Annotated in this window: 32 protein-coding genes; 8 read left to right on the top strand and 24 right to left on the bottom strand. The window is 67.9% G+C overall.

What is annotated here, in order from left to right:
- Nucleotides 1-61 precede the first annotated feature (61 nt).
- Nucleotides 62-241 (bottom strand): DUF465 domain-containing protein, encoded by a 180-nt coding sequence (locus XAN126_RS0104105; protein WP_024277333.1) that lies wholly within the window; start codon nt 239-241, stop codon nt 62-64.
- A gap of 177 nt (nt 242-418) precedes the next feature.
- Here XAN126_RS0104105 and XAN126_RS0104100 point away from each other — a divergent pair, with 177 nt between their 5' ends.
- A complete protein-coding gene (locus XAN126_RS0104100) occupies nt 419-625 on the top strand; it encodes a DUF465 domain-containing protein (protein ID WP_024277332.1) in 207 nt (68 codons plus the stop codon).
- Between the two features lie 94 nt (nt 626-719).
- Here the strand turns inward: XAN126_RS0104100 and XAN126_RS0104095 are convergent, their stop codons facing one another.
- On the bottom strand, nt 720-1,205 hold the full coding sequence (locus tag XAN126_RS0104095) for a peroxiredoxin (protein ID WP_024277331.1): 486 nt from the start codon (nt 1,203-1,205) through the stop codon (nt 720-722).
- Nucleotides 1,206-1,300: 95 nt separating this feature from the next.
- Nucleotides 1,301-2,206 (bottom strand): protein-disulfide reductase DsbD domain-containing protein, encoded by a 906-nt coding sequence (locus XAN126_RS0104090; protein WP_081762510.1) that lies wholly within the window; start codon nt 2,204-2,206, stop codon nt 1,301-1,303.
- Between the two features lie 170 nt (nt 2,207-2,376).
- On the opposite strand from XAN126_RS0104090, the gene XAN126_RS0104085 reads away from it, so the two are divergent.
- Entirely contained in the window at nt 2,377-2,994 is a 618-nt protein-coding gene (locus XAN126_RS0104085) for a YqgE/AlgH family protein (protein WP_024277329.1), read from the top strand.
- Nucleotides 2,995-3,110: 116 nt separating this feature from the next.
- Here the strand turns inward: XAN126_RS0104085 and XAN126_RS27520 are convergent, their stop codons facing one another.
- The 3 genes from XAN126_RS27520 to XAN126_RS0104065 all read right to left on the bottom strand — a co-directional run bounded on the left by XAN126_RS27520 (nt 3,111) and on the right by XAN126_RS0104065 (nt 6,050).
- Nucleotides 3,111-4,469: a cell wall hydrolase gene (locus XAN126_RS27520; RefSeq protein ID WP_024277328.1), complete on the bottom strand. Its 1,359-nt coding sequence runs from the start codon at nt 4,467-4,469 to the stop codon at nt 3,111-3,113.
- 124 nt (nt 4,470-4,593) lie between these two features.
- Nucleotides 4,594-5,571, bottom strand: a complete 978-nt coding sequence (gene meaB / locus XAN126_RS0104075; protein WP_029876690.1) for a methylmalonyl Co-A mutase-associated GTPase MeaB — start codon at nt 5,569-5,571, stop codon at nt 4,594-4,596.
- 146 nt (nt 5,572-5,717) lie between these two features.
- Nucleotides 5,718-6,050, bottom strand: a complete 333-nt coding sequence (locus XAN126_RS0104065; protein ID WP_024277327.1) for a glycine zipper domain-containing protein — start codon at nt 6,048-6,050, stop codon at nt 5,718-5,720.
- Between the two features lie 276 nt (nt 6,051-6,326).
- Between XAN126_RS0104065 and XAN126_RS0104060 the strand changes: the two genes are divergently transcribed.
- Nucleotides 6,327-6,668, top strand: coding sequence for a rhodanese-like domain-containing protein (locus tag XAN126_RS0104060; RefSeq protein ID WP_024277326.1), 342 nt, complete (start codon nt 6,327-6,329; stop codon nt 6,666-6,668).
- Nucleotides 6,669-6,802: 134 nt separating this feature from the next.
- On the opposite strand, the gene leuB is transcribed toward XAN126_RS0104060, so the two are convergent.
- From leuB to argE, 8 genes are all read right to left on the bottom strand, one after another.
- A complete protein-coding gene (gene leuB / locus XAN126_RS0104055) occupies nt 6,803-7,915 on the bottom strand; it encodes a 3-isopropylmalate dehydrogenase (protein WP_024277325.1) in 1,113 nt (370 codons plus the stop codon).
- A gap of 136 nt (nt 7,916-8,051) precedes the next feature.
- Complete coding sequence (locus XAN126_RS0104050; protein ID WP_024277324.1) at nt 8,052-8,903, bottom strand: SDR family NAD(P)-dependent oxidoreductase; 852 nt, start codon at nt 8,901-8,903, stop codon at nt 8,052-8,054.
- A 27-nt stretch (nt 8,904-8,930) separates the two neighbouring features.
- The gene (locus XAN126_RS0104045) at nt 8,931-9,785 is read right to left on the bottom strand and encodes an EamA family transporter (RefSeq protein WP_024277323.1); all 855 of its coding nucleotides are present in this window, start codon (nt 9,783-9,785) and stop codon (nt 8,931-8,933) included.
- A 7-nt stretch (nt 9,786-9,792) separates the two neighbouring features.
- Nucleotides 9,793-10,209 (bottom strand): (deoxy)nucleoside triphosphate pyrophosphohydrolase, encoded by a 417-nt coding sequence (locus XAN126_RS0104040; RefSeq protein ID WP_024277322.1) that lies wholly within the window; start codon nt 10,207-10,209, stop codon nt 9,793-9,795.
- On the bottom strand, nt 10,206-10,913 hold the full coding sequence (locus XAN126_RS0104035; protein WP_197023999.1) for an SIMPL domain-containing protein: 708 nt from the start codon (nt 10,911-10,913) through the stop codon (nt 10,206-10,208). Before XAN126_RS0104035 ends, XAN126_RS0104040 begins: the two co-directional genes overlap by 4 nt.
- A gap of 50 nt (nt 10,914-10,963) precedes the next feature.
- A complete protein-coding gene (gene argJ, locus XAN126_RS0104030; RefSeq protein ID WP_024277320.1) occupies nt 10,964-12,205 on the bottom strand; it encodes a bifunctional glutamate N-acetyltransferase/amino-acid acetyltransferase ArgJ in 1,242 nt (413 codons plus the stop codon).
- 137 nt (nt 12,206-12,342) lie between these two features.
- Nucleotides 12,343-12,774, bottom strand: coding sequence for a heme-binding protein (locus XAN126_RS0104025; RefSeq protein WP_029876689.1), 432 nt, complete (start codon nt 12,772-12,774; stop codon nt 12,343-12,345).
- Between the two features lie 8 nt (nt 12,775-12,782).
- Complete coding sequence (gene argE / locus XAN126_RS0104020; protein ID WP_024277318.1) at nt 12,783-13,955, bottom strand: acetylornithine deacetylase; 1,173 nt, start codon at nt 13,953-13,955, stop codon at nt 12,783-12,785.
- A 44-nt stretch (nt 13,956-13,999) separates the two neighbouring features.
- Between argE and XAN126_RS0104015 the strand changes: the two genes are divergently transcribed.
- Nucleotides 14,000-14,653 carry a DUF1028 domain-containing protein gene (locus XAN126_RS0104015; RefSeq protein WP_024277317.1) on the top strand — a complete coding sequence of 218 codons (654 nt, stop codon included), beginning with the start codon at nt 14,000-14,002 and terminating at the stop codon, nt 14,651-14,653.
- A 43-nt stretch (nt 14,654-14,696) separates the two neighbouring features.
- Here XAN126_RS0104015 and XAN126_RS0104010 read toward each other — a convergent pair whose 3' ends face one another.
- From XAN126_RS0104010 to XAN126_RS0103980, 7 genes are all read right to left on the bottom strand, one after another.
- Nucleotides 14,697-15,854: an ABC transporter ATP-binding protein gene (locus XAN126_RS0104010; RefSeq protein ID WP_024277316.1), complete on the bottom strand. Its 1,158-nt coding sequence runs from the start codon at nt 15,852-15,854 to the stop codon at nt 14,697-14,699.
- Entirely contained in the window at nt 15,844-16,686 is an 843-nt protein-coding gene (locus XAN126_RS0104005) for an ABC transporter permease (RefSeq protein ID WP_024277315.1), read from the bottom strand. The genes XAN126_RS0104010 and XAN126_RS0104005 overlap by 11 nt, the downstream gene beginning before the upstream one ends.
- Nucleotides 16,686-17,537, bottom strand: coding sequence for an ABC transporter permease (locus XAN126_RS0104000; protein ID WP_024277314.1), 852 nt, complete (start codon nt 17,535-17,537; stop codon nt 16,686-16,688). Before XAN126_RS0104000 ends, XAN126_RS0104005 begins: the two co-directional genes overlap by 1 nt.
- A gap of 143 nt (nt 17,538-17,680) precedes the next feature.
- Nucleotides 17,681-18,712, bottom strand: a complete 1,032-nt coding sequence (locus XAN126_RS0103995) for an ABC transporter substrate-binding protein (RefSeq protein WP_024277313.1) — start codon at nt 18,710-18,712, stop codon at nt 17,681-17,683.
- A 230-nt stretch (nt 18,713-18,942) separates the two neighbouring features.
- Nucleotides 18,943-19,362, bottom strand: coding sequence for a RidA family protein (locus XAN126_RS0103990; RefSeq protein ID WP_024277312.1), 420 nt, complete (start codon nt 19,360-19,362; stop codon nt 18,943-18,945).
- 11 nt (nt 19,363-19,373) lie between these two features.
- A complete protein-coding gene (locus XAN126_RS0103985; RefSeq protein ID WP_029876687.1) occupies nt 19,374-19,889 on the bottom strand; it encodes a flavin reductase family protein in 516 nt (171 codons plus the stop codon).
- The gene (locus tag XAN126_RS0103980) at nt 19,886-21,340 is read right to left on the bottom strand and encodes a 4-hydroxyphenylacetate 3-hydroxylase family protein (protein ID WP_024277310.1); all 1,455 of its coding nucleotides are present in this window, start codon (nt 21,338-21,340) and stop codon (nt 19,886-19,888) included. Before XAN126_RS0103980 ends, XAN126_RS0103985 begins: the two co-directional genes overlap by 4 nt.
- A gap of 227 nt (nt 21,341-21,567) precedes the next feature.
- On the opposite strand from XAN126_RS0103980, the gene XAN126_RS0103975 reads away from it, so the two are divergent.
- Complete coding sequence (locus XAN126_RS0103975) at nt 21,568-22,506, top strand: LysR family transcriptional regulator (protein ID WP_024277309.1); 939 nt, start codon at nt 21,568-21,570, stop codon at nt 22,504-22,506.
- A gap of 6 nt (nt 22,507-22,512) precedes the next feature.
- Here XAN126_RS0103975 and XAN126_RS0103970 read toward each other — a convergent pair whose 3' ends face one another.
- Nucleotides 22,513-23,001, bottom strand: a complete 489-nt coding sequence (locus tag XAN126_RS0103970) for a hypothetical protein (protein ID WP_024277308.1) — start codon at nt 22,999-23,001, stop codon at nt 22,513-22,515.
- A gap of 167 nt (nt 23,002-23,168) precedes the next feature.
- Between XAN126_RS0103970 and XAN126_RS0103965 the strand changes: the two genes are divergently transcribed.
- Nucleotides 23,169-23,603: a YciI family protein gene (locus XAN126_RS0103965; protein ID WP_024277307.1), complete on the top strand. Its 435-nt coding sequence runs from the start codon at nt 23,169-23,171 to the stop codon at nt 23,601-23,603.
- Here the strand turns inward: XAN126_RS0103965 and XAN126_RS0103960 are convergent.
- Both XAN126_RS0103960 and XAN126_RS0103955 read right to left on the bottom strand, forming a co-directional pair.
- On the bottom strand, nt 23,597-24,556 hold the full coding sequence (locus tag XAN126_RS0103960; protein ID WP_024277306.1) for a glyoxylate/hydroxypyruvate reductase A: 960 nt from the start codon (nt 24,554-24,556) through the stop codon (nt 23,597-23,599). The two genes, XAN126_RS0103965 and XAN126_RS0103960, sit on opposite strands and share 7 nt — an antisense overlap.
- Complete coding sequence (locus tag XAN126_RS0103955) at nt 24,553-25,011, bottom strand: type II 3-dehydroquinate dehydratase (RefSeq protein ID WP_024277305.1); 459 nt, start codon at nt 25,009-25,011, stop codon at nt 24,553-24,555. Before XAN126_RS0103955 ends, XAN126_RS0103960 begins: the two co-directional genes overlap by 4 nt.
- A 190-nt stretch (nt 25,012-25,201) precedes the next feature.
- On the opposite strand from XAN126_RS0103955, the gene XAN126_RS0103950 reads away from it, so the two are divergent.
- Both XAN126_RS0103950 and XAN126_RS0103945 read left to right on the top strand, forming a co-directional pair.
- Nucleotides 25,202-25,579: a response regulator gene (locus XAN126_RS0103950; RefSeq protein ID WP_024277304.1), complete on the top strand. Its 378-nt coding sequence runs from the start codon at nt 25,202-25,204 to the stop codon at nt 25,577-25,579.
- 24 nt (nt 25,580-25,603) lie between these two features.
- Nucleotides 25,604-26,011 carry a response regulator gene (locus tag XAN126_RS0103945; RefSeq protein ID WP_024277303.1) on the top strand — a complete coding sequence of 136 codons (408 nt, stop codon included), beginning with the start codon at nt 25,604-25,606 and terminating at the stop codon, nt 26,009-26,011.
- The last annotated feature ends 41 nt before the right edge of the window (nt 26,012-26,052 follow it).

Genomic DNA, 26,052 nt, shown 5'->3' with positions numbered 1-26,052 from the left:
GGACGCAAAGAGGTGCGCATCGCCCTGCATCACGCAGGCGGCGAGCACATCTCTCAGGCCATCAATGTACGGTGGAAGTCGGATTCAGCTTCGACATCTGGTCCTTGAGAACCAGCTTCTTGCGCTTCAGCTCTGCGACACGAAGAGGATCCGAGGCGGGGCTGTTCATTTCGCGGTTGAGCTCCTGCTCGATGGCCGCGTGACGCCGCTTCAGTTCCTGAAGGTGCGACTGGATGGACATTCTTAGCCACTCCCTGTCTGCAACACGACATCAGTCTGTCACGGAGCCGGCGAAGAGTCGACCGCCTTTCCGCCACCTCCGGCGACCTCCCATCTTGCGGCGCGGCATACCCGTGCCATAGTCATTCCAAATGGGGCGAGCGGGCGGCGGACCTGCGCGCCGGTGACAGGACCGGGCATGACGAGCGACGAGGAACGGGATCTCAAGGTCCACCTGGAACGCCTGAAGCAGGAGCATCGGGATCTCGATGCGGCGATCGAGGCGCTGACCAGCGTGTCGGGATCGGACATCCTGCAGATCCAGCGGCTCAAGAAGCGCAAGCTGCAGCTGAAGGACCGCATCGGCCAGATCGAGGACGAACTGTTCCCCGATATCATCGCCTGAGAGCGCGCGAGAAACGCGCGAGGCCCGCCCTCCTGAGGAGGGTCCGGGGCGCGGAGGCCGGGCGTGCCCGGCATCCGTCAGTCGGTAAGAAGGATCAGAGCTGGGCGAGCAGCGCGGTGGCGCCGGAGGCGTCGGCCTTGGAGGGCACGTCCTCCACGTTGAGCGTCTTCACCACGCCGTCCTCGACCACCATCGAATAGCGCTTGGAGCGCACGCCGAGGCCCGCGGCCGAGCCGTCGAAGGTGAGGTCGAGCGCGGCCGCGAAGGACGCGTCAGGGTCCGCCAGGAACACGATCTTGCCGTCGGAGCCGGAGGCCTTTTCCCAGGCGCCCATGACGAAGGGATCGTTCACCGACACCACGGCGATGGCGTCCACGCCCTTCGCCTTGATGGCGTCGGCCTCGTGCACATAGCCCGGCAGGTGGTTCTTGTGGCAGGTGGGGGTGAAGGCACCCGGCACCGCGAACAGCACCACCTTCTTGCCCTTGAAGATTTCGTCGGTGGTCTTCGGCACGGGGCCGTCCTCGGTGGGAACACGGAAGGTGGCGTTGGGCAGTTTGTCGCCGACCGAAATGGGCATCGTCTTCTCCACAGTCTTGGGCGTTTGCGCCCGCGCCGACAATACGGGCTTTTGACGGGGAGAAAAGCGCTGGCTGCGGGCCGGAGCGGCCCAGTTCAGCGTGGCGGCAGCTTCGGAACAGGCACTGTTGTCACGATCGCCTTCGGGCCGTCCACGAGGGTCAGGGTGAGCGGCGTGCCGGACGGATCGGTGCCGGCGGGAATGCCGTCGAGGGGCAGCTCGAACCGGGCGGCACCGTCCGGCAGCATGGTCTTCTGCGGCAACGGCAGGGCCCAGCGGTCCGGTCCCTCGGCGAACAGATCCGCCTTGGGATTCTGGGCCCTGACCTCGATCACGAGATGCGGCGGTTCGGCGCTCGCGTCCAGTTCGACCTTCTGCACCGAGGTCGGCTCGGCAACGCCCAGCGGACGTTCCACCGGCAGGGCCGCGCGGGCAGCCGAGATACGGGACGCCTCGGCGCCCGCGTCACCGCCAAGCGCGATGGAGAGGTCAGCGCGGGCGGGCATGCACAGGGCCTCGCACACCGCGAAATCGAACGCGAGAGCAAGCCGCGCCGGCTTGTCCTTGTCCTTCAGCTCCACCTTCAGGGGGAACAGGACCGCCCCCTTGTAGCCGATGGAAAAGCCCCCGCCCCCGTCAGCGAAGCGCTTGGGCGCGGGCCATTCCATCTCCACCCGGGCGATGTTCTCCGAACCGCTCCAGTCCAGCGTCGGCGGCACGCCACTGTCGCCGGGATAGCGCCAGTAGGTCTTCCAGCCGGGGGCGAGCTTCAGCTCGATGCCCGCATCCGCCGTCGTGCCGGAGACGGCGCCCGCCATCAGGACCACATCCGCGCCCGGCACCTTCACCGGAGGCGCACTCGCAGCCCATGCGGCCGGCGAGAGAGCCGCAAGCATGGCGCCGGCGAGAAGTGCGCGGGCGAACACGCCACGAGACGACAACAGGAAGGCGGGCCGAACCGCCGGCCAAGCGCCCAGGGCGCGCTGAGGGGTCGATGTCATGGGCCTAGCGGGTACCCGCTCGCGGCTTCGCCGCAAAGCCCTTCCCCTCACCAATCGCGTGCACAAGCGTGTGACCCGCCGCGGAATTCGCAGCCTTGCGACGAGGCTTCGCGGCGACCTGCGATGCAATCCGCATTTCCAAGACGCCCGAACGGCGGTACCCTTTCTCCATGACTGCGAGCCAGAACCATACGATCGAAGGCGGAGGGTCGGGTTTCCTCGATGGGCAGATGCTCATCGCCATGCCGACCATGCGCGACGAGCAGTTCGCCCGCACCCTCGTCTACATGTGCGCCCACTCTCCGGAAGGAGCCATGGGCATCGTGGTGAACCAGCCGGCGAGCCACATCGACTTCACTGACCTCCTCGTGCAGCTGGACGTGGTTCCCGCCGCCGAGCGCATCCTGCTGCCGAAAAGCGCCGGCACCGTCAAAGTGCTGCGCGGCGGGCCGGTGGAGACCGGACGCGGCTTCGTGCTGCACTCGGCGGACTATTTCGTCGAGAACTCCACACTGACCATCGATGACGGCATCTGCCTCACCGCCACGCTGGATATCCTGAAGGCCATCGCCGGCGGCCGCGGACCGCGCAGCGCGGTGCTGGCACTCGGCTATGCCGGCTGGGCGCCGGGCCAGCTCGAGACGGAGATCCAGGCCAATGGCTGGCTGAACTGCCCGGCCGACCCGGACCTCATCTTCGGCGCAGGGGTGGAGACGAAATACGATAATGCCCTGCGCAAGCTCGGCATCGTGCCCGGAATGCTCTCCAGCGACGCCGGCCACGCCTGAGCGTTCTCTCGCTCAGGCGCCGCGCGGGCTGGGACGCTGCTCCGCTCAGGCGCCGCGCGGGCTGGGACGCTGCTCCGCTCAGGCGCCGCGCGGGCTAGAGCGCGCGGGCCGGATGCTCAGTAGCTGTCGCCCCAGCGACGCGGGCGGTAGAAGGTGTGCACGCCGATCTTGTCCAGCTTGCGCATCTCCCGCACCCAGCTCGGATGCACCCAGTAGGCGTGGTAGTGGGTCGCGCGGCCGATGGAGGCGAGCCACAGCTTTCCGTCCAGCATGTCGGCGGCGATTTCCTTGGCCTGCACCCACATGTCCGGCTCCCGCACCACGTCCGGCACGTCGTCGCAGGCGAAGGTGAACTGGCAGGCGAGGTGCTTGTGGGCATTCTGGTAGACCGCGCCGCACACATCCGCCGGGTAGTAGCCGGAGAACACGCGGTTCACGATGACCTGCGCCACCGCGATCTGGCCGCGCTTGGGCTCGCCGCGGCTTTCGAAATAGATGGCTTCCGCCAGGCACTTCTGCGCCCGCGCCAGCTTCTCGCCGCCGAGCTCCAGCCGCTGCGCGGGCGAGGGCCAGATGCCGTCGCTGGGCGGCGTCTCCAGCTCCACGGTGCTGTCCGGTGAGACCAGGGTCGCCTCGCCCTCGGCGTGTGGCGCCGGATGGGGCACATAGCCGTGCTCGGCGAGGGCCGCATACTGGAAGGCAAGGGCCGGAAACAGCACCGGATCGCGGCTGAACACCGCCACGGGATCCTGATGCGGCACCGGGCCGACGAGCGCGGTGCCGCTGCCGAACTCCCCGAGGGCCTCCTCCGGCGCGTCCTCGCGCGCCAGCGTCTCGGCCGCACGGCGGGCCTGCTCCAGATCCGCGGGAACGTCCTCCGCCGCGGCAACGCGTGCGGCGTCCTGGATCAGCGGCAATTCCAGAAGGATGTCGAGGGCCAATTCCAGATAGGCGCCCGACAGGTCCAGGTGGCGCGGCGGCTCGACTGTCTCGCGATCCGAGAGCACCAGCGGCGGGGGAAAGGCGAAGGCGTCGTCATCCGTCGGATCGGAGGAAGACTGGGTGGACGACGCGAGGGCGGGCGAGACGAGGTCCGACGGCTCCGGCCCGGTGCCGATCTCGTCCCGCGTCACATTCAGCACCGGCTGGCCCGCGATTGCGGCAACCGCGGTGGCGCGCGCACTGTCTTCGGAGACGGGCGCGAGGGAGGCGGTGACGATGGCGCCGGGTGCGACAACACGGCGCGCCGGCTTCGCAGCCTCGGCCATCGCCTCCTTCGGAACCTCCGGCAGGCCGGTACCGACCGGCTGCGGCAGATCGAGCGTCGCGAGCTTCAGCGCCCGCGCGGAGCCCGGCCAGAGGCCGAGCCCTGAACCGGCCGTCAGGCCTTTCGGCGCCCGGCCCGAGACGTCGTCAGCCCCCGCCCCGCAAGGCATTGCGATGATGAAGGCAGTGGCGACGAGAAGCGGCGACACAGCCCGACCGGCCCTCGGCCATCGATCCCGACAAATTCCCATACGCCAGCCCTTGCCGAGACTTCATGTCCCCAATAGGGCGCCGAACCGTTGCCGGCCGGCGACACGCAAGAGCATTGTCCGATCAGTCTTGCCTGGAGGTTAATTTCAGCGCCAGCTCGGCTTCACGGGCGAACGGCCCTGCCGCGTACAGGCGGAATTCGCGCGCCCGCGCAAGGCCATGGGTGCCGAAGCGGACGCGCACCGCCTCCTCCACCCACTTGTCCTCCTGCGTCGCACGCTGCGTCGCGCGACGGCTTTCCGTGTCGAGAAAGGCGCCGTGCGCCGCGACCGCCGCCTCGAAGGCGTCGAGCCCCTCACCCGTCGCCGCCGACAGGCGGATCACAGGAACCGTCCACCCGGCGGAGGCGGAGCCGGCGAGCGACAGTGCTCCCGCCACCTCGGAGGCGGCGCGGCGGGCGACCTCGGTCATGTCGGCCTTGGTGACGACGATGATGTCGGGCAGTTCCATCACGCCCGCCTTCATGAACTGGAGGCTGTCGCCCGACGCCGGCTGGATGCACAGCACCACCGTGTCGGCGACGAGGGAGATGTCGGCCTCCGACTGGCCGACCCCAACTGTCTCGACGATCACCAGGTCATAGACCGCGCGCAGCAGCACCACGGCGGCGACCGAATCGTCCGAAAGCCCGCCGAGCCGGTCGCGAGCCGCCATGGAGCGCACGAACACGCCGCGGTCGTCGGGATCGGTCTTCATCCGTGCCCGGTCGCCGAGCAGCGCGCCGCCGGTGCGACGCGACGACGGGTCCACCGCCAGCACGGCCACGGTGCGCCCGGCCGCGCGGGCGCGGCGGACCAGTGCGTTGGTCAGGGTCGATTTGCCCACCCCGGGTGGGCCGGTGAGGCCCAGCACCTCGGCTTTGCCGGCGCGGGCCGCGGCATCGAGCAGCGCCACGAGGTCGGGCTGCCCACGGGCGGTCTCCACCAGCGCCAGCGCGCGGGCGACGGCGCGTTTGCCGCCGGCGGCGAGCGTGGCGAGATCGGGCACAGGGGAGGTGCGCGGGCGGTCTGGGGCGTCGGCGGAAGCGGGCTCGGGCGGCATGGCGCCAATCTAGCTGCCGCAGTGCGGGAGGCAACTCACCGCGGTTCCGCGCCAACGGAAAAAGGCGCCGGCAAAAGCCGGCGCCTCTCCCACTGATCGGATCCGTGCGGGGGAACGGAACCGATCAACAGCCCTGAAAACGAGGATCAGCCGCAGTAGCCGCGCGACACCTTGACCACGTTGCCGTTGGTCTGGCGCAGGTAGCAGCGGCCGTTGTTGCCCCAGAAATAGTAGGCGCGGCGCTGGTCCTGCTGGTTGCCGATGATGGCGCCGGTGGTGCCGCCGATGAGCGCACCGGCCGCGACGCCACCGGCATTGCCCGTGACAGCGCCGCCGATCAGCGCGCCGGCCGTGCCGCCGATGAGCGCACCGCCCACCGTGTTGTTCTGGGCGCTGGCGGTGACAGCCGAGCCGGCGAGAACGGCGGCGGCCAGGGTGAAGGCGGTGAAAGCGCCGAGCGCGGCATTACGGGTCGACATCTTGATCCTTTCCGCATCCGCCGGGCATCAACCCGCGGCGTGCTGCGATGGCACCTGATCTAGCAAAGGCCACATGAACGCCAGATGAGCGGAGCGTTCGGGCATCGTGCAGCTTCGTTCATGGTTCTGGACCGGGCGAGCTGCGCCGTAAAGACCCACTTCCGTTGCGTGTCCCTTCCACGACAAGGGAACACCTCTTGCATCAGCAAGGCGCTCCGGTGCAGGCTCGCGCCGCCGGGACAAACCGGCTCACAGCTTCGTGTTCAGGACAGGTCAATGAGTGAACGCAACCCCTTCGGCGGGACCATCAGCCACCTCTCCCCGTCGGAGGTCCGTCAGGGACTCGCCGATGGCAGCATCCTTCTCGTGGACGTGCGGGAGCCGAACGAGATTCAGGCCGAGCGCATTCCCGGCGCGGTCAATTTCCCGCTGAGCACGTGGAATCCCGCTGCCCTACCGGACCCGGCCGGCAAGCGCCTCGTCTTCTCCTGCCGCTCGGGCCAGCGCTCGCAGCAGGCCGCCGCGGCGGCGCAGAAGGCAGGCCTTGCCTATGAGGAGCACATGAAGGGCGGCATCATGGGCTGGCGCGAAGCCGGCTTCGACGTCGAGCGCGGCTGAGGCGCGGGCGCCCTGGGCGGTGCTCCGGCCAGACCGGGGCACCTTTGTGTCGGCGTGGCGCATGACGCCCGTTTTCGCCGATCCCCCTCCGGGCGAGCCGGAGGGGCCAATGGCCAGAACGGCAGCGCGGCCGCTCAGGCGGTCGCGGCGTCGAGCTCGGCGATGATGGCCTTGCCCATCGCCTCGGTGCCGATGGTCTCCATGCCCGACGCGGCGATGTCGCCGGTGCGCTTGCCGGAAGCGAGCACGCCCGCGATGGCCTGCTCGATGCGATCCGCCACCGCGCCCTCATTGAACGAATAGCGCAGCGCCATGGCCAGCGAGCCGATCATGGCGATGGGATTGGCGATGCCCTTGCCGGCGATGTCGGGGGCCGAGCCGTGCACGGGCTCGTAGAGCGCCGCGCGCTTGCCGGTGGCCGCATCCACCGCACCGAGCGAGGCGGAGGGCAGCATGCCGAGCGAGCCGGTCGCCATGGCCGCGAGATCGGAGAGGATGTCGCCGAACAGATTGTCGGTGACGATCACGTCATACTGCTTGGGCCAGCGCACCAACTGCATGGCCAGCGAATCCGCCAGCGCATGCTCCAGCTCCACATCCTTGTAGGCGCGGGCGTGGAGGTCGGTCACCACCTGCTTCCAGAGCACGCCGGAGCGCATCACGTTGTGCTTCTCGGCGGACGTTACCTTGTTGCGGCGGGTGCGGGCCAGCTCGAAGGCCACGGCGGCGATGCGCTCGATCTCGTAGGTGTCATAGACCTGCGTGTCGATGGCGCGCTTCTGGCCGTTGCCGAGGTCGGTGATGGTCTTGGGCTCGCCGAAATAGACGCCGCCGGTCAGCTCGCGGACGATGAGGAGGTCGAGCCCTTCCACCACCTCACGCTTGAGCGAGGAGGCATCCGCCAGCGCCGGGTAGCAGATGGCGGGGCGCAGGTTGGCGAACAGCTGGAGATCCTTGCGCAGGCGCAGCAGGCCGGCCTCGGGGCGCGCCTCATAGGGCACGTCCGCCCACTTGGGACCGCCGACCGCGCCGAGCAGGATGGCGTCGGCGCCCTTGGCGCGCACCATCGCCGCCTCGGAGATGGCCACGCCATGGGCATCGTAGGCGCAGCCGCCGACCAGATCCTCTTCGATGGCGAAGGAGGCGAGGCCCGCCTGCTCCAGCCACTTCGCCACCCGTTTCACCTCGGCCATGACTTCAGGGCCGATGCCGTCGCCGGCGAGAAGGAGGAGCTTGTGGGTGGCCATGGGTAGGTTCCTCGGGTCTTGATTTACGCAGCGGCATCGCGCCGTTTTTCAGGCCGCCCTGAGGGCGGCGGCTCGGCGCGGAGTGCTAGGGCCTCAAAGGGCCGATGGCAAGGAGGAACACGCCGGCCCGCGGTATTCAGGCCCCTTTCACGAAGGCCGCGAAGGCCGCCGCATAATCCTTGTGCCAGCGCGACAGCGGCGGGCGGTTCTCGATGATGTCGCCGGCCGCCCAGGCGATGCGCTTCTCGTCCAGCGCGCGGGGCACGTCATTGTCCGGGCAGAGAATGTAGAAATCCCCGGCATCCAGCTTCTCCAGCAGGAAGTCCACGGTCTGCGCGGCGGTCCAGGCGCCTGCCGGCTTCTCGGTCCGCCCGCCTGCCGCCAGCGGAGTGAAGACGAAGCCGGGGATGAACAGCCGCGCCGAGACCCGGCAGTCCGGCGTACTGCGCAATTCGTGTTCCAGCGCCTCCGTGAATGCCTTCACCCCGGCCTTGGACACGTTGTAGGCCGGATCGCCCGGCGGGGTGGTGATGCCCTGCTTCGAGCCGGTGTTGACGATAAGGCCCGGCCGGCCCCGCGCGATCATCTTCGGCCCGAACGCGCGGCAACCGTGGATGACACCCATGAGGTTCACGCCCAGCACCCTTTCCCAATTGGCGAAGGGGCCGAAGATGGCGCTGCCCGGCTGCACGCCGGCATTGTTCATGAGGAGGTCGGTGCCGCCGAAGCGCCCGGTGACGATCTCCTCCAGCCGCTCCAGATCCTCTGGCCGACTCACATCCGTGGCGATGGCGAGAACGTCGCTGGCCCCGCCCGTCGCCACGGCAGCCACCTGCGTGGCGGCGGCATCGAGCTTTTCGCCGGGCAGGTCGGCGATGGCCACCTTCAGCCCGCGGGCGGCGAGCTTTTCCGCCGCAGCAAGGCCGATGCCGGACGCACCGCCGGTGATGACGGCGACGGCGCCGGAGGAAAGCGCGGGATGGGTCATGGCGGGGCTCCGTTCAGGTTCGCGCGTTCAACGCCGTGTGGCGACGAAGGCTCCGCCGACGATGAGCGCGCAGGCCACCGCCAGAGAGAGGGACGGCGCCGAGAAGCCGGTCGCAACCAGCAGCAGCGTAGAGAGCACCGGCGCCGCATAGGAGGCGACGCCCAGAAGGCGCACGTCTCCCCGCTTCATGCCGATGTCCCAGGTGTAGAAGGCGAGCCCCACCGGGCCGATGCCGAGCAGCACCACCGCCGTCCACTCCCCCGCCGAGGCGGGCCACACCGTCTCCTCCCACGCGATGTGGCAGAGGGCGGCCAGCACCGCCGTGGCGAGGCAGAAGCCGGCCACCGCCTGCGTCGGCACATCGGCGAAATGGCGTGAGGCGACCGAATAGGACGACCAGATGAAGGCGCAGGCGAAGGCCGCGAGATAGCCAGGCAGGAAGCGCATCTCGATGCCCGAGAAGCCGCCCTTGCCTGCGAGCAGCACCACAGTGCCGGCAAAGCCCATCAGCGCGCCGATCACATGCACCCGCCGCAGCCCGCCACCGGGCAGGAAGGCGGAGAGCAGCACGATCAGCAGCGGCCAGAGATAGGCGATCAGCCCCGCCTCGGCCGCCGGCGCCAGCTTCAGGGCGGTGAAATAGAGGAAGTGGTAGCCGAACAGCCCGCCCACGCCGTGGAGATAGGCGAGCGGCCGCTGCCTGAGCACGCCGAGCCCCGGCCCGGCCAGCGCCGCGCCCAGCCCCACCGCGCCGCCTATGCCGAAGGTGAGCGCCGTGAGCAGGAAGGGCGGCACCTTCCCCGTCGCCGCCGTGAAGAAGGCGAGCGTCGCCCACAGCAGGATGGCGAGAAAGCCGATGCGGGTCGCCGTAACGGAAGACATCGAGTGGTCAGGGACCGAGGAGGTCGATCAGCGCGGGAACCAGCGGTTCGTCGGCGGGCGGCATCGGAATGTCGCGCAGGCGCCCGGGCCGCAGCCATTGCAGCGCCTGATGCTCCTTCTTCTGGATCACGCCCTCCCAGCGGCGGCAGATCCAGAGCGGCATCAGGAGATGGAAGGTCTCGTAGGGATAGCTGGCGAAGGTGAGGGGCGCCAGGCACGCCTCCTTCACCGTGATCCCCAGCTCTTCCTGCAATTCGCGGATCAGTGTCTCCTCCGGCCGCTCGCCGGGCTCGACCTTGCCGCCAGGAAACTCCCAGAGGCCCGCCAGCGCCTTGCCCTCCGGCCGCTGCGCCACCAGCACGCGGCCGTCGCCGTCAATGAGGGCGCAGGCGGCGACAAGGGTGATCTTCAGGGGGGTGGTCATTCGGCATTCCACGAGACATCGAGAGAAGCGCGGACATCGACGGGCTTGATGCCCGCGGGCATTTCGGTCCGGACGCGAACAACGTCGTCGGACTGGGGGCCGCTGGCGATGGCGCTGCTCGCCCCCGCGAACAGCGCGAACAGGTCGCGGCTGGGAATGGAAATGCGAACCATGCGGCCAAGCTTCAGGCCCGCCATGGCCGCCAGCCCCTCAGCCTTCCGCCTGGCAGCGTCGAGGGCGGCCCTGCGGGCCAGTTCGGCGCCGGCGGCGGGATCGAGCACGCGATACTGTATGGGATTGACCGCACTCGCGCCGTTGGCGCGGGCCTGATCCGCGAACTGGGCCGCCTTGACGAGATCGGTGAAGCGGACTTCGATTCTGGTCGTCGCAAAAAAGCCGGTCACGGTGGGAGACGGCGTGCCCTGCTCGGTCCGGACGTCGCCGGGAAGCGGATAAGTGGTCGGCCCCCTCCTCGGCGTGACGCGGACAGCTTCGGACTGAACATCCTTGTCCGCCACCCCAAGACCCTTAAGGAGCGCACCGACCCGCGCAACGTCATGGGCGTTGCGCTCCGTCGCCGCCGCTAACGTCTCTTCCGTGCCGGAGACCGTAACCACGACCGTCGCCTCGTCCGGCGCGACGGAAACGACGGCGGCGCCGTTCACCTCGATCAGTACCGGCTCCCGCGCAGGCGGTTCGGCCATCGCCTCCCCAGCGCCGAGAGCGGCCAGAACCATCGCGAGGGCAGCCGCCCTCACGAGCGATAATCCCCGTTGATCGCCACGTATTCCTTGGTGAGGTCGCAGGTGAGCACCCGGTCGGTGCCACGCCCCAGGCCGAGGTCGACGGTGAGGTCGATCACGTCGTTCTTCATGTAGTCGGAGACCGCGGTCTCGTCATAATCGGGATCGCGGGCGCCCTCATGGGCGACGCGGATGTCGCCGAAGGAGATGGAAAGCAGGTCGCGGTCGGCCGGCTCGCCGGCCTTGCCCACCGCCATCACCACGCGGCCCCAGTTGGCGTCCTCGCCGGCCACCGCCGTCTTTACCAAGGGCGAATTGGCGATGGACATGGCGATGCGCCGCGCCGACTTGTTGGAGACCGCACCCGTCACGGTGATGCGCACCAGCTTGCGGGCGCCCTCGCCGTCGCGGGCCACCTGCTCGGCGAGGTCGGCGAGCAGCTCGGTGAGCGCGCGCTTGAACGCCTTCAGCGCGGGATCGTCGATGTCCTTCACCGTCTTCGCGCCACGCTCCTTGGCCGCACCCGTGGCGAACAGGAGGAGCGTGTCGGAGGTGGAGGTGTCGCCGTCGATGGTGACGGCGTTGAAGGTGGTCTTCACGCCCTTGGAGAGCAGCTTCTGCAGCACGTCGGCGGCAATGGGCGCATCGGTGAAGACGAAGGAGAGCATGGTCGCCATGTCGGGGGCGATCATGCCCGCGCCCTTGGCGATGCCGTTGATGGTCACCGGCACGTCGCCCAGCAGCACGGTGGCGGTGGCGAGCTTGGGGAAGGTGTCGGTGGTCATGATGGCGCGCGCGGCATCAAGCCACGGCCAGTCCACCAATTGACCGGCGGCCTCAGTCAGCGCCGCTTCGAACTTGGTGGCGTCCAGCGGTTCGCCGATGACGCCGGTGGAGGCGAGGAACACTTCCGTGGGCTTGCAGTCGAACGCCTGGGCGGCGAGGTCGGCGGTGAGGCTGGTCGCCTCGCGGCCCTTCATGCCGGTGAAGGCGTTGGCATTGCCGGAATTGACCACCAGCGCCCGCGCCTTGCCCTTCTTCAGCAGCTCCCGGCACCACTCTACGGGCGCGGAGGGGCAGAGCGAGCGGGTGGTGACGCCGGCCACCGTGGTGCCGGGTTCAAAGGCCATGGCCAGAACATCGGTGCGACCCTTGTAGCGGATGCCCGCCGCCACCGTGGTGAAGGTGACGCCCGGCACGGGCTTGAGCTCGGGCACGGACTTCGGCGCGAGGGGAGACACGGTGGTCGACATGGGCATTCCCCGTTGATGGCGTGCCACCTGTGCCGCAGCTTCAGGCGATAGGCAAGGGCGCAGGCAACCGCATCGGCAATGGGTGCAGGCAAGGGTGCCGGCAAACAAGCCGGCGCCACGCGATGCCGCAGCGCCCCTCAGGCCTGCGCGCCGAGGGCCGCAAGCGCCGCCTTGGCCACGTCCACGTCCTCGCTGCCCTTGCCGGACCCCACGCCGATGCCGCCGACGCACACGCCGTCGATGATGATGGGGAAGCCGCCTTCCAGATTGGTGAGCCGGCCACCGGAGGCAATGGCGAGCTTCAGCTCCAGCGCCGGATCGAGCCGGCTCGTGGGCTGGCGGTGGGAGGCGGCGCTGATGGCCTTGGAGAGGGACGTCTCGCGCGACAGAAGCTTCGCCCCGTCCATGCGCACGAAGGCGAGGAGATTGCCCCCGTCATCCACGATGGTGATGTTCTGCGGCACGCCCATCTCCTCCGCCCGCGCCACGGCGGCGGCGAGCGCGACCAAAGCGCCCGCATGGGTGAGCTTGGCGGCGGGACGGGTCAGCGGCTTCTGCTTGGTCATCATGGCTCCTTTCAGCGGGTGATCCAGTCGGCGGCGGGACGGCGCAGCAGTTCGGCGAGGCGGGCCAGCATGGCGTCGCATTGGGCCAGCTCATCCCGCCCGACCCACTCGTCGGCCTTGTGGGCCCGGGCGATGTCGCCGGGGCCGCAAACCAGAGTGGGAATGCCAGCTTCGGAATAAAGTCCCGCCTCGGTGCCGAAGGCGATGGTGCCGGGAGGACCATTGTCGCCGCACAGGCGCGCCACCGCGGCGGCCTCGGCACTGCCGGCCGCCGTGGCGAGGGCAGGATAGGAGGAGAGCTCCTCCATCACCAGATCCGCCTCCTCCGCCTCGGCCTTGAGGGCGGCGCGCTCCTCCGCCACCAGTTCCTCGATGCTGCGCAGAATGGTGGGCGTATCCGCGCCCGGAATGCTGCGCAGCTCGAACTCCATCACCGCCTTGTCCGGCACCACATTCAACGCCCCGCCGCCATGCAGCGAGCCGATATGCAGCGTCGCATAAGGCGGATCGAAGGCCTCGTCCCGCGCCCCGGCGCGCAGGTCGTCGGCAAGGTCCGCGAGGCGCGCGGCGAGACGGGCGAGGGCGGTCACCGCATTGACCGCGCGATGCGGCAGGGCGGAATGGCCCGTGCGGCCGCTGGCGGTGACGCGCCAGCCGGTCTTGCCCTTATGGGCGCGTTTCACCTTCATGCCCGTCGGCTCGCCGACGATGCACAGGAGCGGCGGCACCGGAAGGGCGGCCAGAAGCGCCACCAGATCGCCCGCGCCCTTGCAGCCGATCTCCTCGTCATAGGAGAGCGCCACATGCACCGGCGTCTCCAGCGCAGCGGCGGCGAAGGCGGGCAGCGCGGCGAGTACGCAGGCGACGAAGCCCTTCATGTCCGAGGTGCCGCGCCCGTAGAGGCGATCTCCCCGTGCGGTCAAGGCGAAGGGGTTGCTGGTCCAGGGCTGGCCCTCGACGGCCACCACGTCCGTATGGGCCGAGAGCACCACGCCCGGCCGCGCCTCGGGGCCGATGGAGAGGAGCAGCGCGGTGCGGTCCCCGGCCGCGCTGGGCAGATGGCGCACGCGGGCGAACGGCGCGGCGATTTCGGCGACGCGCGCGACGACCTCGGAATTTTCCGCATCCGTTACCGAAGGAACGGAAATGATTTTTTCAAGTATTTCTTCCGTAGATACTTGCATCTTCAGACCGTCATCTCTAGAAAATCACCGAAAAGGAGACGGGAATGACCTATTCCATCGCCGCCCGCTGCCCCGATACGGGCGCCTTCGGCATCGCCATCACCTCGTCCAGCATCTGCGTTGCCAGCCGCTGCGCGTGGGTGAGCCCGCTCGGCCTCGTGACGACGCAGAACGTCACAGACCCTGCCCTCGGCCCGGCCGGCCTTGCTCTGCTGCGGCAGGGGCTCGGCGCCGGGGGCGTGCTGTCCACGCTGCTCGCCGGCACGCCGGAGCCCGCTTTCAGGCAGGCCAGCGTCATCGACCGCTACGGGCAGGTGGCGTGGCATTCGGGGGCCGAGGCCCTGTCCATCGCCGCGGCGGCGGAAGGTCCCGGCTGCATCGCGCTCGGAAACCTCTTGGTGAACGACGGCGTCCCCGCAGCCATGCGCGATGCCTTCCTCGCGGCCGAGGGGCTGCCGCTGGCCGAGCGCCTCATGCGCGGGCTGGAGGCCGGATTGGCCGCCGGTGGCGAGACGGGGGACGAGCATGCGGCGGGCCTGCATGTGGCGCGCACCTATGACTGGCCGGTGGTGGACCTGCGCGTGGACTGGCAGGAGGACCCCATCGGCGCGCTGCGCAGCCTGTGGGATCGCTATGCGCTGGAGCAGCCGGCCTTCGAAAGCCGCGCGCGCAACCCCTCCTCCGCCCCGGCCTTCTGACGGCGAACCCGGCGCACCGGACCAGAACCGGCGCGCCGCAGCGTCAGGCGACATCGGACGCGAACGCCACCGCATCGGCGGGCGAGAAATCGAGCGAGACGCGGGTGCCCGCCGGCCAGCGCGTGGAAGCGCCATGCCCCGGCACGCGCACCGTGACGCGGCCACCGCGCGCGGCAGCGACATCCACCAGCACGTCCACGTGTGAGCCCTGATAGACGTGGGTCGCCACCGTGCCGGAGACCAGCCCCTCCCCTTCCGCGATGCGCACTGCATCGGGCCGCACGTAGAGGTCGACGGCCGCGCCCGGAGCAATCCCCTCCAGCGTATCCGCACTGACGCTGAGCCGCCCTTCGGCGATCAGCACCGTCGCGGTCTCGCCGATGCGCCGCTCCAGCCGGCCCGGCAGCACGTTCACATCGCCGACGAAGGACGCGACGAAGGGGTCCAGCGGCCGGCGATAGATCTGGTCCGGCGTGCCCACCTGGCGGATGCGGCCCTGCGACATGACGGCGATGCGGTCCGACATGGACAGCGCCTCGCTCTGGTCGTGGGTGACGAAGATGGTGGTGACGCCGAGCCGGCGCTGGATCTCCTTCAGCTCCACCTGCATGGCGCCACGCAAATTCTTGTCGAGGGCGGAGAACGGCTCGTCCAGCAGCAGCACCTTGGGCCGGATCACCAGCGCACGGGCGAGCGCCACGCGCTGCTGCTGTCCGCCGGAGAGCTGGCGCGGCTTGCGCTCGCCGAAGCCGTCGAGCTTCACCAGTGCCAGCGCCTCGGCGACGCGCGTGTCGATCTCGCGCTTCGCCACGCCGCGCATCCTGAGGCCATAGCCCACGTTCTTCGCGACATTCATGTGCGGGAACAAAGCGTAGTTCTGGAAGACGACGCCGATCTCGCGATCATAGGGCGCGGTCTCGGTCATCAGCCGTCCACCGACGAAGATCTCGCCGCCGTCCGCCTCGAGAAACCCGGCGATGAGGTTGAGGAGCGTGGTCTTGCCGCAGCCGGACGGCCCGAGCAGCGTCATGAACTCGCCCTCGGCGATCTTCAGCCATGCCTCATGCAGAGCGGTGGCATCGCCGAAGCGCTTGGTGACGCCGTCGATCTGGACGCCGGCGACGCGCGCGGCAGCGTCCGCGACAGGCGCGGAGACGGCGGGGGAGACGGGCTCCCGGGGATCGATGCGTTCAGCGGACATGCTCAACGTTCAGAACCTTTCCGAGGCCAAGGAAGGCGTTGGCGATGGTGAGAAGCAGCGCCGTGACCACGATGTAGATGACGGACAGCGCCGCGAGTGTCGGATCGGCATACTCGCGGACGTAATTGTACATGGCGACTGGCAACGTCTGCGTCGCCTGGGCGGTGACGAACAGCGAAGCGGTGAACTCGTTGAAGGACAGAATGGCCGCGAACAGCCAGCCCGAGAACAGGCCGGGGATCAGCAAAGGCAGCGTCACGGTGAACAGCGCCCGGCCGGGTTTGGCCCCGAGGCTCGCGGCGGCGAGTTCCAGCCGGCTGTCGAGATTGCGCAGCGACACATAGACCGAGCGCATCACGAAGGGCAGCACCAGCACCACATGGCAGACGATGACGAGGGCGAAGGTGCGCGTCGCGTGGATCTGCGCCGCGAGGATGAGGAAGCCGAGGCCGATGGTGAAATGCGGGATCACCAGCGGCGAGGTCAACACCGCCTCCAGCGCCATCTTGCCCCGAAAGGTGTAGCGATCGAGGGCGAAGGCGAAACCGGCTCCCACCACGAGCGCGATGGACGAGGCGAAGGCGGTGATGATGAGGCCGTTGCGAAAGCCCTCCGAGAAGTCGCGATAGGAGAAGGCCCGCGCGAACCACCGCGTGGACCAGGCCTGCGGCGGGAAGGAGAGGATGGCGCGGTCGTTGAAGGCGGAGATGCCCACCACCACCGCCGGCAGGATGATGAAGGCCACCACCAGCCACACCACGGTCCAGCCGGCGATGGCGAGAAGCCGCTCGCCGGCCTTGGCGGAGATGAGGCGCTTGCGCGGAGCGGACATCAGTGGGCTCCGATCTTTTCCAGCGGCTTGATTGCCCGCTTCGCCATGGCGAGCACCGCGAAGGTGAGCGCGAGGCCGGTGACGGAGAGAGCCGCCGCGAAGGGGAAATTGAAAGAGGCGAAACCGAGCTGGTAGACCAGCGTCGAGATCATGCTCACCTTGCCGCCACCAATCATCTGCGGCGTGGCGAAGGCGGAGAAGGTCCAGGCGAAGGCGGTGGAGACGCCCGCCACCACGCCGGGCATGGAGAGGGGCAGCGTCACGGTGAGGAAGGCCTTCACCGGCCCCGCGCCGAGGGAGGTGGCGGCCTTCTCGTAATCGCGATCGATGTGCGCGAGCGCGGCCGAGAGCATGATGACCATCACCGGCAGCGTCACATGAACGAGGGCGGTGACGACGCCGAAGGTGGTGAACATCATCTGTATCGGCCGGTCGATGAGCCCGAGGCCCTTCAGCACCGAATTGATGAAGCCGGTATTGCCCAGCACGATGATCCAGGAATAGGTGCGCACCACCTCGCCGAGGAAGAGCGGCGTCACGGCAGTGATGAGCAGGAAGGATTTCAGCGCCACGTTCCGCGTCCGCACCAGCGCGAAGGCGAGCGGATACGCCACCACCAAAGTAATGAGCGCGGTGAGAAGGCAGATCCACACGGTCTGGATGAACACCTGCGCATAGAGCGGGCGCAGCAGCGCGAAGAAATTGTCCAGCGTGAGCCCGCCCGGATTGAGCGAACCCGGCACATAGGCACGGAAGGCATATTGCAGGATCGCCGCGAGCGCCGCCGCGGAGGCGATGGCCGCCAGCGTCGCGGGGGCGACGAACAGGGCGAGGAAGGGGCGCTTGTTCACGGCTCTCGCTCTTGGTTCTGTGGGAACGACCCGGCGGAGGCAGGGAAGATGACAGGGGACCCATCTTCCCTGCCCGCCGCGCTACGGAGCCGCTTCCGGGTCAGGGCAGTCTAACGGGAGCGGCAGTCCGCCTCACCCGCCGATCATTTGGCGATCATGTTTTCCGAGAACCACTTGCGCCACTCGGCGGTCTTCTCCGCGCGGAGCTTGTGGTCGATGATGATGGTCTCCTTGTCCCACTGCTCGGCAGTGGTGAAGACACCGGGAAGCTTCGCGGTCTCGGGGCTCACCTTCGCGCCGAGCACGGTGGGCGAGCCCTTCTTCAGCTCGGCGATCTTGCCCTGCACCTCGGGATCAAGCGCGGTGTTGATGAACTTCTCCGCCAGCTCGCGGTTCTTGGAGCCCTTCATGATGGCCATGGTGTCGATGCCGAGCACGCCGCCCTCCTTCGGGATGACGAGCTTAATCGGGACGCCCTGCGCGATCATGTAATAAGCGTTCATGGACAGCATGATCTGCACCGGCGTCTCGCCGGTGGCGATGAGCTGCTGCGAGTTGGCATCGTTGGTGTAGAAAGCCTTGAAATTGGGCTTCAGCGCCAGGAGCTTCTGCTCACCCTTCTGCCAGTCCGCAGGCGAGCCGCCCGCCAGCAGGGCCGAGACGGCGATGATGTGGCTGGGGTCGAAATCAGGCGCCGCCAGCATCCCCTTCAGCTCGGGATTCCACAGGTCCGCCCAGGAGGAGAAATTGATGTTCTTGGGCGTCAGGTCCGGCCGGTAGCCGATGGTGTAGACATAGGCCCAGGCGCCGATGTGATAGGGGCTCACCTTGGCCTGCGGCACCAGCTTCGACGCGTTCGGGATCTTCGAGAGATCGAGGGTCTCGAACAGATCGTCATTGGCGTAGAGCCAGCCCACATGGGCGGTGGTGAAGGTGATGTCGCTCTCCGGCGAGCCCTTGGCGAGCTTCGCCTTGTTCAGCCGGTCGATGGTGCCGCCGGTGATGTATTCCACCTCGACGCCGGTATCCTTGGTGAATTTCGAGGCGATGGCCTCGGCGATGAGGTCGCGGAAGCTGCCACCCCACGTGCTCACCACCAGTTTTTCCGCCGCGCTCGCCGGGCCCGCCACGAAGGCGGCCAGCGCGAGCCCGAGGGCAACGATCTTGCCGTTCATCCGTCTCTCCTCTGGATCCGCCTTCTGGCGGTTTCTTTTCGTGTGACCGCGAAGGTCGCCGATACGTAAATCTACGTAATTCGGATGATGATGGAAGCAAAAAATGCCTGTGCGCGGCGATTTTTATTCTGAAAATCAATATTTTATCGAAACAACGCAAATATTCCCCGCGCCATTTACGGCGCGAGGAAAACGGGACGCGGCGTGCCGCTGCAACGCGTGGCGACGCCTCAGGCGCGCTCGGACGGGATCTCGGCGATGATGTCGATTTCCATCAGATACTCAGGCTTCGCGAGCCCCTGCACGATGATGCCGGTGGAGACCGGGAAGACGCCCTTCAGCCACTGGCCCACCACGCGATAGACCGGCTCGCGATAGGCCCGGTCCGTGATGTAGATGACGATCTTCACCACGTCCTCGAGCTTCGCGCCCGCCTCTTCCAACAGCACCTTGGCACAGGCCATGGCGTTCTCAGTCTGCGCCGCGGCATCGCCAACGCCGACGATGTTGCCGTCGAGGTCCATGGCCGTCTGGCCACGGAGATAGACGGTGTTGCCGGCGCGGACCGCCATGCACACGTCGTTGTCGAGCTTCTGCTCGGGATAGGCTTCCTTCGTGTTGAAGGGGCGGATGCGGGTATGGGTCGGCACGGTTCTTTGCCTCATGCAGCGGTCAGGCGCCGGTAGGCGCGGTTGGCGTAGAGCAGCGGCTCGGCCTCGTCCTCAAGACCATGGACGGCGGTCACGGCACCGACGACGATGCGGTGGGTGCCGTAGGCGTGATGGGTGGCAAGGCGGCAGTCGAAACTCATGAGCGCGCCATCGAGCACCGGCGCGCCGCTCGCCGCCGCCCGCCAGTCCGCGCAGGCGAACTTGTCGTCGCGGAACTGCGGTACCTGCCCAGCGAAGGTGTCGGAGACGTGCGACTGATGGTGCGCCAGCACGTTGGCGACGAACACGCCGTTGGCCTCGATGACCTTCAGCGCATTGCTCTGCTCGTGGATGCAGAGGATGACCGAAGGCGGCTCCATGCACAGCGAGGCCAGCGAGGAGACGGTGAGCCCCGCCCGCCCGGCCGGGCCGTCGGTGGCGATCACCGCGACACCCGACGCCATGCGCCGCATGGCTTCGCGGAACAGGCCCGAATCCACGGGGGAGATGTCGGCGGCCACGCTCATTTCAGCGAGCCTTTGACATTGTCCGAAAGACCCGCGGTCTTGCGCACGAAGTCGAGGGGTCCGGAGAAATCGAAGCTCTTGTAGACCGCCGCGAGGTGGTTGAAGTGCGGGGCCTGCGCGAACTGCACGAAGGCGAGGCGGTGGCCGGCATAGTCGGAGGATACGAGATCGCGGGCGAAGGCGAGCAGCTTGCGCCGGTCCTCGGACTCCCAATTGTCGTTGAGCGTGTAGAACTTCTTCAACCACTCGGCGGTGCCCTCGGCCTCGAAGGCGGCGACGTTGGGCGTGACGCAGATCTGCCCGCCGATCAACTCGCGGGTGGCGTGCATCATGGTCGGCAGCTGCGAGCAGGCGAGCACGCGGCCGGCATAGAGGATGGACTGGTTGGGCATCAGCAGGCCCGCCGGGCTCTTCTCGGCGAGGGCGATGGAGGCGGTGAGGTGGGCGTTGATGCCCTCGCGATAGACCGCGAGATCCGCCAGCTTCTCCTGCACCGACTGAAGCTTGTCCAGGCCGGTCTGCTTGGCGTTCCACAGCGCGGCGCCGATCATCATGTCGGCGACGTAGAGCAGGCGCAGCACATAGGGATAGGCAGAGTAGCGGTGCAGCGTGCCGCGCACGAACTGGGCCGCCTTGGTGTAGCGATAGAAGAAGACGTCTTCCCAGGGGATCAGCACGTCATCGAACACCACCAGCGTATCCACCTCGTCATAGCGGTTGGCGAGGGGATAATCCTTTGGGTTGCTGCGGCCGGCGAAGGAGGAGCGGCAGATGTGCTTCACGCCCGGCGCGCCCATCTTCACGATGCAGCCCAGCGCGTAGTCGCTTTCCTTCTCGTCCGTCCAGGCGCCCACGGTGGGCTTCAGATAGGCCTGGTCGGCATAGGCGGCGGCGGTCTCGTATTTGGCGCCACGGATGATGATGCCCGCGTCCGTCTCCTTGGTGACATGCACCATCATGTCCGGATCGCGCTCGGAGATGTGGCGGGAGCGGTCGCCCTTGGGGTCGGTATTGGCGGAAACGTGGAAGGGGTCTTCCTCGACCACCCTCTTGATGTGGTTGTCGATGTTGGCGGCGAAGCGCGGATCGATCTCCGCCAGCATGTCGCGCCCGTCCTGCAGCGACCACATCTCGCCGATGGTCTCGTCGCCGACGCGGGTGACGACGCCGCCCACGTCCTTCAGCAGGATGTCGACGCCCTTGCGCTTGGCGTCCCAGTGCGCGGTCTCGGTGGGCGGCTGGTGGAAGACGGAATGCACTGCATTCTCCTCCACATAGGTCAGCGCTGGAGCGGTCGCCTCCTCGTGGTGGAGGTCGTACATGCGCGCCTTGATGTCGACGATGGGCTTGAAAGCGGGATGGGTGGTGACATCGGTCACGCGCTCGCCGTCGATCCAGATCTCGCGGCCGTCGCGCAGGCCTTCCTTGTACGCGGCACCGGTCCTGATCATCACGCCTGCTCCCGAATTGGTCATGCCCACGATTGGAGCAAGAGTGGGCGAGGCCGCGGGATCGATAAAATATTTTATCTTTGGCGAAAAGATTGGCTTTTCTGATCCAGATCAATGCGCAACACTGGCGGCTCACCGGAGCCCCCGCCCGTGACCAAGCCAAACCCTGCGGGCGCCCCCCCGCGCCCGAGCCATTGCTACGCCCTCGCCTACGGGGAACGGGCGAAATGAACGTGTCGCTCAGGGCGCTGAAATATGTCGTGGCCGCCGCGGATCTTGGCAACGTCACGGAAGCCGCGCGCCAGCTCAACGTCTCCCAACCGTCGATTTCCGCCGCCATCGCCCAGACCGAGGCGGAGCTGCGCATCCCGCTCTTCATCCGCCATCATGCGCGCGGCATCTCGCTGACGCCCGCCGGCCAGCGTTATGTGAACGAGGCAAGGCATCTCCTTGCCCACGCGCGTGATTTCGCCCAGAGCGCGCAGGCGCTTGGCGATACGCTCAGGGGAGAAATCTCCCTCGGCTGCTTCCTCACCATCGCCCCGCGCTTCATGCCGGCCCTGCTGGCCCGTTTCGCGGAGGTGCAGCCCGGCATCACGGTGAAGCTGGAGGAAGGCGACCAGAAGGAGATCTTCGACGGTATCCTCTCCGGCCGGCTGGAGATCGCCGTGTCCTATGGCTATGCGGTGCCGGAGGATTTTTCCGGCGAACTCCTCATCGACCTGCCGCCGCTCCTCGTGCTCGCCGCCGATCATCCCTTGGCGCGCAAGCCCGTGGTTTCGTTGAAGGACGTGGCCGACGAGCCCTTCCTGCTCTACGATCTGCCCCACACGCGCGACTATTTCTTCTCTCTGTTCGAGTCCTGCGGCATCACCCCGCGCATCGCCTACCGCTCACGCTCCTACGAGCTGATCCGCGGCCTCGTCGGCCAGAAGCGCGGCTACACGCTGCACAATGCCTCGCCGCGCACGACCATGGCCTATGACGGCAGCCGGGTGGCCGTGCGCCCCCTCAAGGAGCAGCTGGCGCCGGTGCGCGTCATGCGGCTGTCGCTCCGCCGCCAGCCCATGCGGCCGGCGGTGGAGGTGTTCGCCCGCTTCCTCGCCGACGCCTTCTCGCCCGGCGGCATGTTCGCGCCGGGCTCGATCGCACCGGATATGGACTAGAGGCCGTCAGCCGCCGATCTTCTTGCCGGCGGTCCAGCAATCCTGCACCGCGCCGATGGCCTGGCCGGCATCGGTCATGTCCCAGTCGAAGGACTTGCCGGCGATCTTGAGCGAGACGCGGCCGCCCTGACGCAGTGCATTGAGCACGTCATCCGTGATGAACACCCGCTCGCGCACGCCCGCCTGGCTGGCGACCAGCTCGACCGGCTGCGACGCCTTGCCGATCTCCAGCGATCCCGAGACCTTGCTGCCCGGCTTGAGGCTGAGGTCCGGGAAGGCGATGGCCCACTTGCCGTTCGGATAATAGAGCAGACCGACGATGCCGCCGTTGGTCTTGGTGACGCCCCGGCACAGGAAGAACTTGCCGTCGTCCAGCACGGTCTCGACCTTCCACTGGCCGAACGCGCGGAACTGGGTGTTGGTCTGCTTGCCCGCCTCGGCTGCCCCCGCGGCCATGACCGCCGCCGCCACGATCGCGATTCCCCAGAAACGCATGTCATTCCCCTGAGCATCTGCCCGCCACGCCCAACCGGCACGCCGGAGTCCAGCCACAGCCAGACCCGGTGCAATTCACCCGCTAAATTTGCCCGCATCGTGTCGGGAGCGGCGTTCGTCCACCGTCCTTATAGCATCGAGCCGATCCACCCCAGAGGGAGAGCGACATGCGCGTGATGGTGATCGTGAAGGCGACCGCGGACAGTGAAGCCGGGCTGATGCCCTCCCCCGAACTGCTGGAGGCCATGGGCCGGTTCAACGAGGAACTGGCCAAGGCCGGCATCATGCGTGATGGCGCCGGGCTGAAGCCGTCGAAGCTGGGCAAGCGCATCGGCTTCGACGGAGCCTCCCGCGTCGTCATGGACGGGCCTTTCGCCGAGACCAAGGAGCTGATCGCCGGCTACTGGCTGTGGGAGGTCAAGGACATGGAGGAGGCGGTTGCCTGGGTGAAGCGCTGCCCCAACCCCATGCCCGGCCCGAGCGAGATCGAGATCCGCCCGCTCTACGAAATGGAGGATTTCGGTGACCCCGCGACCGAACAATCGCTGGCGCCACACGAGCGGGCGCGGGAGATTCTCGCGGGACGGGACGGGGCTCAGTAGCCCCGCGCCGGGTCCACCCGGTTCTGCACTTCTTCACCCGCCTCCACCCTGCGGATGTTCTCCGCGATCTGGGCGGAAGCGCTGGCGGGGATGGCGATGGAGGCGAGGTGCGGCGTCACCAGCACATTCTCCATGCCCCAGAGCGGGCTCTCAGCGGGTAGCGGCTCCACCTCGAACACGTCGAGCGTCGCCTCGGAAATGGCGCCGGAGCGCAGCGCCGCGATCAGCGCTGCCTCGTCCACCACCGGCCCGCGGGCGACGTTGATGAACTTCGCCCCCTTCGGCAGCAGAGCGAGGCACCCGGCATCGAGGAGATGGCGCGTCTCGCCGGTGAGCGGCAGCATGACCACGAGGATGTCCGCCTCGGCGAGGAAGCCCGGCAGCGCACCGGCCCCATGGCAGGTCTTCACGCCTTCGAGCTGCTTCGGCGAGCGGGACCAGCCGCGCACGTCGAAGCCGTGCCGCACCAGCTCCAGCGCGGCCGTGGACCCGAGTTCGCCGAGCCCCAGCACGCCGACGCGGATCTCCCCCGCCGTACGCGGATGCACATAATGCCAGCGCCCCTCCCGCTGTGCCCGCTCGAAGGTCGGGATTTCGCGGGCATGGCGCAGCACGCAGAACAGGACGAAGGACGCCATCATCTGCGACATGTTGGGGTCGGACAGGCGGGTGATGGGCACGTCGGGAAGATCATCCCGGGCGACCAGCGCATCGACGCCCGCGCCGAGATTGATGACCAGCCCGAGGTTGGGAAAGTGCGCGAAGAACCCCTGCGGCGGCTTCCAGACGAGGGCGTAGCGCACATCCGCGGGATCGCCGTCCACGGCACCGGTCGCCGCATCTGCGATCCGCACGTCGAGGCCCGGCACCGCCGCCTGAAGCGCGGCCTTCCATTCCACGGGATCATCGAAGGCGCTGAAGAACACCAACGCCCCGCGCGAAGTCGCTGTCACTTGCCACCCTCCTTGCGCTCGCCGGCAAGCCTCGCCGCGGCGCCGATGGCAAGCTCGTAGCCCAGCGCGCCGAGCCCTGCCACCACGCCGGTGGCGGCCTTCGACACGAAGGAGTGGTGCCGGAAGGGTTCGCGCTTCCAGATGTTGCTCATGTGGGTCTCGATGATCGGCCCATCGAAGGCGAGCAAAGCATCGAGGATGGCGATGGACGTGTAGGTGAGGCCGGCCGCGTTGATGACGATGGCATCCGCCTTCAGCCGGGCCTCCTGGATCCAGTCCACGATCTCGCCCTCGTGGTTCGACTGCCGGAAGTCCAGCGCCACGCCAAGCCCGGCGGCATGGGCGAGGCAGCGCTCGCGGATGGCCGGGAAGCTTTCGCGCCCGTACGTGCCGGAGGGATCGAGGCCGTAGAGGTTGGCGTTGGGTCCGTTGAGAAAGAAGATCGTCAGGGCCAAGGGGGTCGTCCTGCTGCGAGAAAGAGGCCACAACCGTCGCGCTGGAGGGGGCGTCCTGCCAATCGGAAGATGAAATGAGCGGGATCGGCTTTTTTGATGGACCGTATTCGGGAACCGAAGCGCGGCCACGGCGTTTTCAGGCTGCACCTTGGAATGGGCAACAAAAATGACATTTGGGGAAGCCCAGCCGATGGCGGAGCCGGTTCCTCTCACCGTACTGCTGGTCGAGGACGACGCGCTTGTGCGCATGGTGACAGCCTCGGAGTTGCGTTCCGCCGGATTGCTGGTGATCGAGGCCGTCTCGGCCGAGGAGGCGCATGAGGCCATCATCGCCGGCCTGCATGTGGATGTCGTGTTCTCCGACGTGCACACCGAGGGCGCGCTGGACGGCTACCAGTTCGCCCTGCTGCTCAAGACCGAGCGTCCGCATCTGCCGGTGATCCTCACCTCGGGCCAGTTCGATCGTTCCGTTGCCGCCGTGGTCGCGCCGTTCCTCGCCAAGCCCTACCGGATGGAGAGCGTGCTGCAGATCATCCAGGCGCAGCTTCAGGGGAAGGCAGGTGCGTAAAACACGATCGAGGAAAGGCGACCGATGAACGACAACCATCCGAGCGAACTCCCGCCCGTCGTTCTCGTGGTCGAGGCCGACATTCTCGTGCGCCATGTGATCGCGGAATATCTGCGCACCTGCGGCTACGAGGTGCTGGAAGCTGCGACGGGTGCCGAGGCCGAGACCATCCTTGAAGTCGAGGCCGAGCGGGTCGAGGTGGTGCTGGCCGATGCCTCGGCCGCCGGCGACCGCGAAGGCTTCGCCCTGTCCCGGTGGCTGCGCGAGGCGCATCCGAAGATCGACATGATACTCGCCGGCTCCACCGCCATGGCGGCCGCCCACGCCACCAATCTCTGCGAAGACGGGCCGGGGGTCGACAAGCCCTACCAGCCCCAGCAGATCGTCAACCGCATCAAGTGGCTGAAGTCGCGCCGCGACAAGGCGCGCTGATCCAACCGGCCACGATTCTGAAACGAAAACGGGCGGCCCTG

The organism is Xanthobacter sp. 126, from assembly GCF_000526175.1.
Classification (GTDB): domain Bacteria; phylum Pseudomonadota; class Alphaproteobacteria; order Rhizobiales; family Xanthobacteraceae; genus Xanthobacter; species Xanthobacter aminoxidans.
This window is presented reverse-complemented; position numbering and strand designations above follow the sequence as displayed.

Excerpts from the sequence above, each read along its gene's own strand:
- XAN126_RS0103975 (WP_024277309.1), top strand. The coding sequence starts at position 21,568 with ATGAACGTGTCGCTCAGGGCGCTGAAATATGTCGTGGCCGCCGCGGAT.
- XAN126_RS0103970 (WP_024277308.1), bottom strand. The coding sequence starts at position 23,001 with ATGCGTTTCTGGGGAATCGCGATCGTGGCGGCGGCGGTCATGGCCGCG.
- XAN126_RS0104015 (WP_024277317.1), top strand. The coding sequence starts at position 14,000 with ATGACCTATTCCATCGCCGCCCGCTGCCCCGATACGGGCGCCTTCGGC.
- XAN126_RS0104095 (WP_024277331.1), bottom strand. The coding sequence starts at position 1,205 with ATGCCCATTTCGGTCGGCGACAAACTGCCCAACGCCACCTTCCGTGTT.
- XAN126_RS0104025 (WP_029876689.1), bottom strand. The coding sequence starts at position 12,774 with ATGATGACCAAGCAGAAGCCGCTGACCCGTCCCGCCGCCAAGCTCACC.
- argE (WP_024277318.1), bottom strand. The coding sequence starts at position 13,955 with ATGCAAGTATCTACGGAAGAAATACTTGAAAAAATCATTTCCGTTCCT.
- XAN126_RS0104010 (WP_024277316.1), bottom strand. The coding sequence starts at position 15,854 with ATGTCCGCTGAACGCATCGATCCCCGGGAGCCCGTCTCCCCCGCCGTC.
- XAN126_RS0104045 (WP_024277323.1), bottom strand. The coding sequence starts at position 9,785 with ATGTCTTCCGTTACGGCGACCCGCATCGGCTTTCTCGCCATCCTGCTG.
- XAN126_RS0104105 (WP_024277333.1), bottom strand. The coding sequence starts at position 241 with ATGTCCATCCAGTCGCACCTTCAGGAACTGAAGCGGCGTCACGCGGCC.
- XAN126_RS0104100 (WP_024277332.1), top strand. The coding sequence starts at position 419 with ATGACGAGCGACGAGGAACGGGATCTCAAGGTCCACCTGGAACGCCTG.
- XAN126_RS0103980 (WP_024277310.1), bottom strand. The coding sequence starts at position 21,340 with ATGATCAGGACCGGTGCCGCGTACAAGGAAGGCCTGCGCGACGGCCGC.
- XAN126_RS0104050 (WP_024277324.1), bottom strand. The coding sequence starts at position 8,903 with ATGACCCATCCCGCGCTTTCCTCCGGCGCCGTCGCCGTCATCACCGGC.
- XAN126_RS0104040 (WP_024277322.1), bottom strand. The coding sequence starts at position 10,209 with ATGACCACCCCCCTGAAGATCACCCTTGTCGCCGCCTGCGCCCTCATT.
- leuB (WP_024277325.1), bottom strand. The coding sequence starts at position 7,915 with ATGGCCACCCACAAGCTCCTCCTTCTCGCCGGCGACGGCATCGGCCCT.
- XAN126_RS0103965 (WP_024277307.1), top strand. The coding sequence starts at position 23,169 with ATGCGCGTGATGGTGATCGTGAAGGCGACCGCGGACAGTGAAGCCGGG.
- XAN126_RS0104065 (WP_024277327.1), bottom strand. The coding sequence starts at position 6,050 with ATGTCGACCCGTAATGCCGCGCTCGGCGCTTTCACCGCCTTCACCCTG.
- XAN126_RS0104060 (WP_024277326.1), top strand. The coding sequence starts at position 6,327 with ATGAGTGAACGCAACCCCTTCGGCGGGACCATCAGCCACCTCTCCCCG.
- XAN126_RS0104035 (WP_197023999.1), bottom strand. The coding sequence starts at position 10,913 with ATGGCCGAACCGCCTGCGCGGGAGCCGGTACTGATCGAGGTGAACGGC.
- XAN126_RS0104090 (WP_081762510.1), bottom strand. The coding sequence starts at position 2,206 with ATGACATCGACCCCTCAGCGCGCCCTGGGCGCTTGGCCGGCGGTTCGG.
- argJ (WP_024277320.1), bottom strand. The coding sequence starts at position 12,205 with ATGTCGACCACCGTGTCTCCCCTCGCGCCGAAGTCCGTGCCCGAGCTC.
- XAN126_RS0104085 (WP_024277329.1), top strand. The coding sequence starts at position 2,377 with ATGACTGCGAGCCAGAACCATACGATCGAAGGCGGAGGGTCGGGTTTC.
- XAN126_RS0103995 (WP_024277313.1), bottom strand. The coding sequence starts at position 18,712 with ATGAACGGCAAGATCGTTGCCCTCGGGCTCGCGCTGGCCGCCTTCGTG.
- XAN126_RS0103985 (WP_029876687.1), bottom strand. The coding sequence starts at position 19,889 with ATGAGCGTGGCCGCCGACATCTCCCCCGTGGATTCGGGCCTGTTCCGC.
- XAN126_RS0104005 (WP_024277315.1), bottom strand. The coding sequence starts at position 16,686 with ATGTCCGCTCCGCGCAAGCGCCTCATCTCCGCCAAGGCCGGCGAGCGG.
- XAN126_RS0103950 (WP_024277304.1), top strand. The coding sequence starts at position 25,202 with ATGGCGGAGCCGGTTCCTCTCACCGTACTGCTGGTCGAGGACGACGCG.
- XAN126_RS0103945 (WP_024277303.1), top strand. The coding sequence starts at position 25,604 with ATGAACGACAACCATCCGAGCGAACTCCCGCCCGTCGTTCTCGTGGTC.
- meaB (WP_029876690.1), bottom strand. The coding sequence starts at position 5,571 with ATGCCGCCCGAGCCCGCTTCCGCCGACGCCCCAGACCGCCCGCGCACC.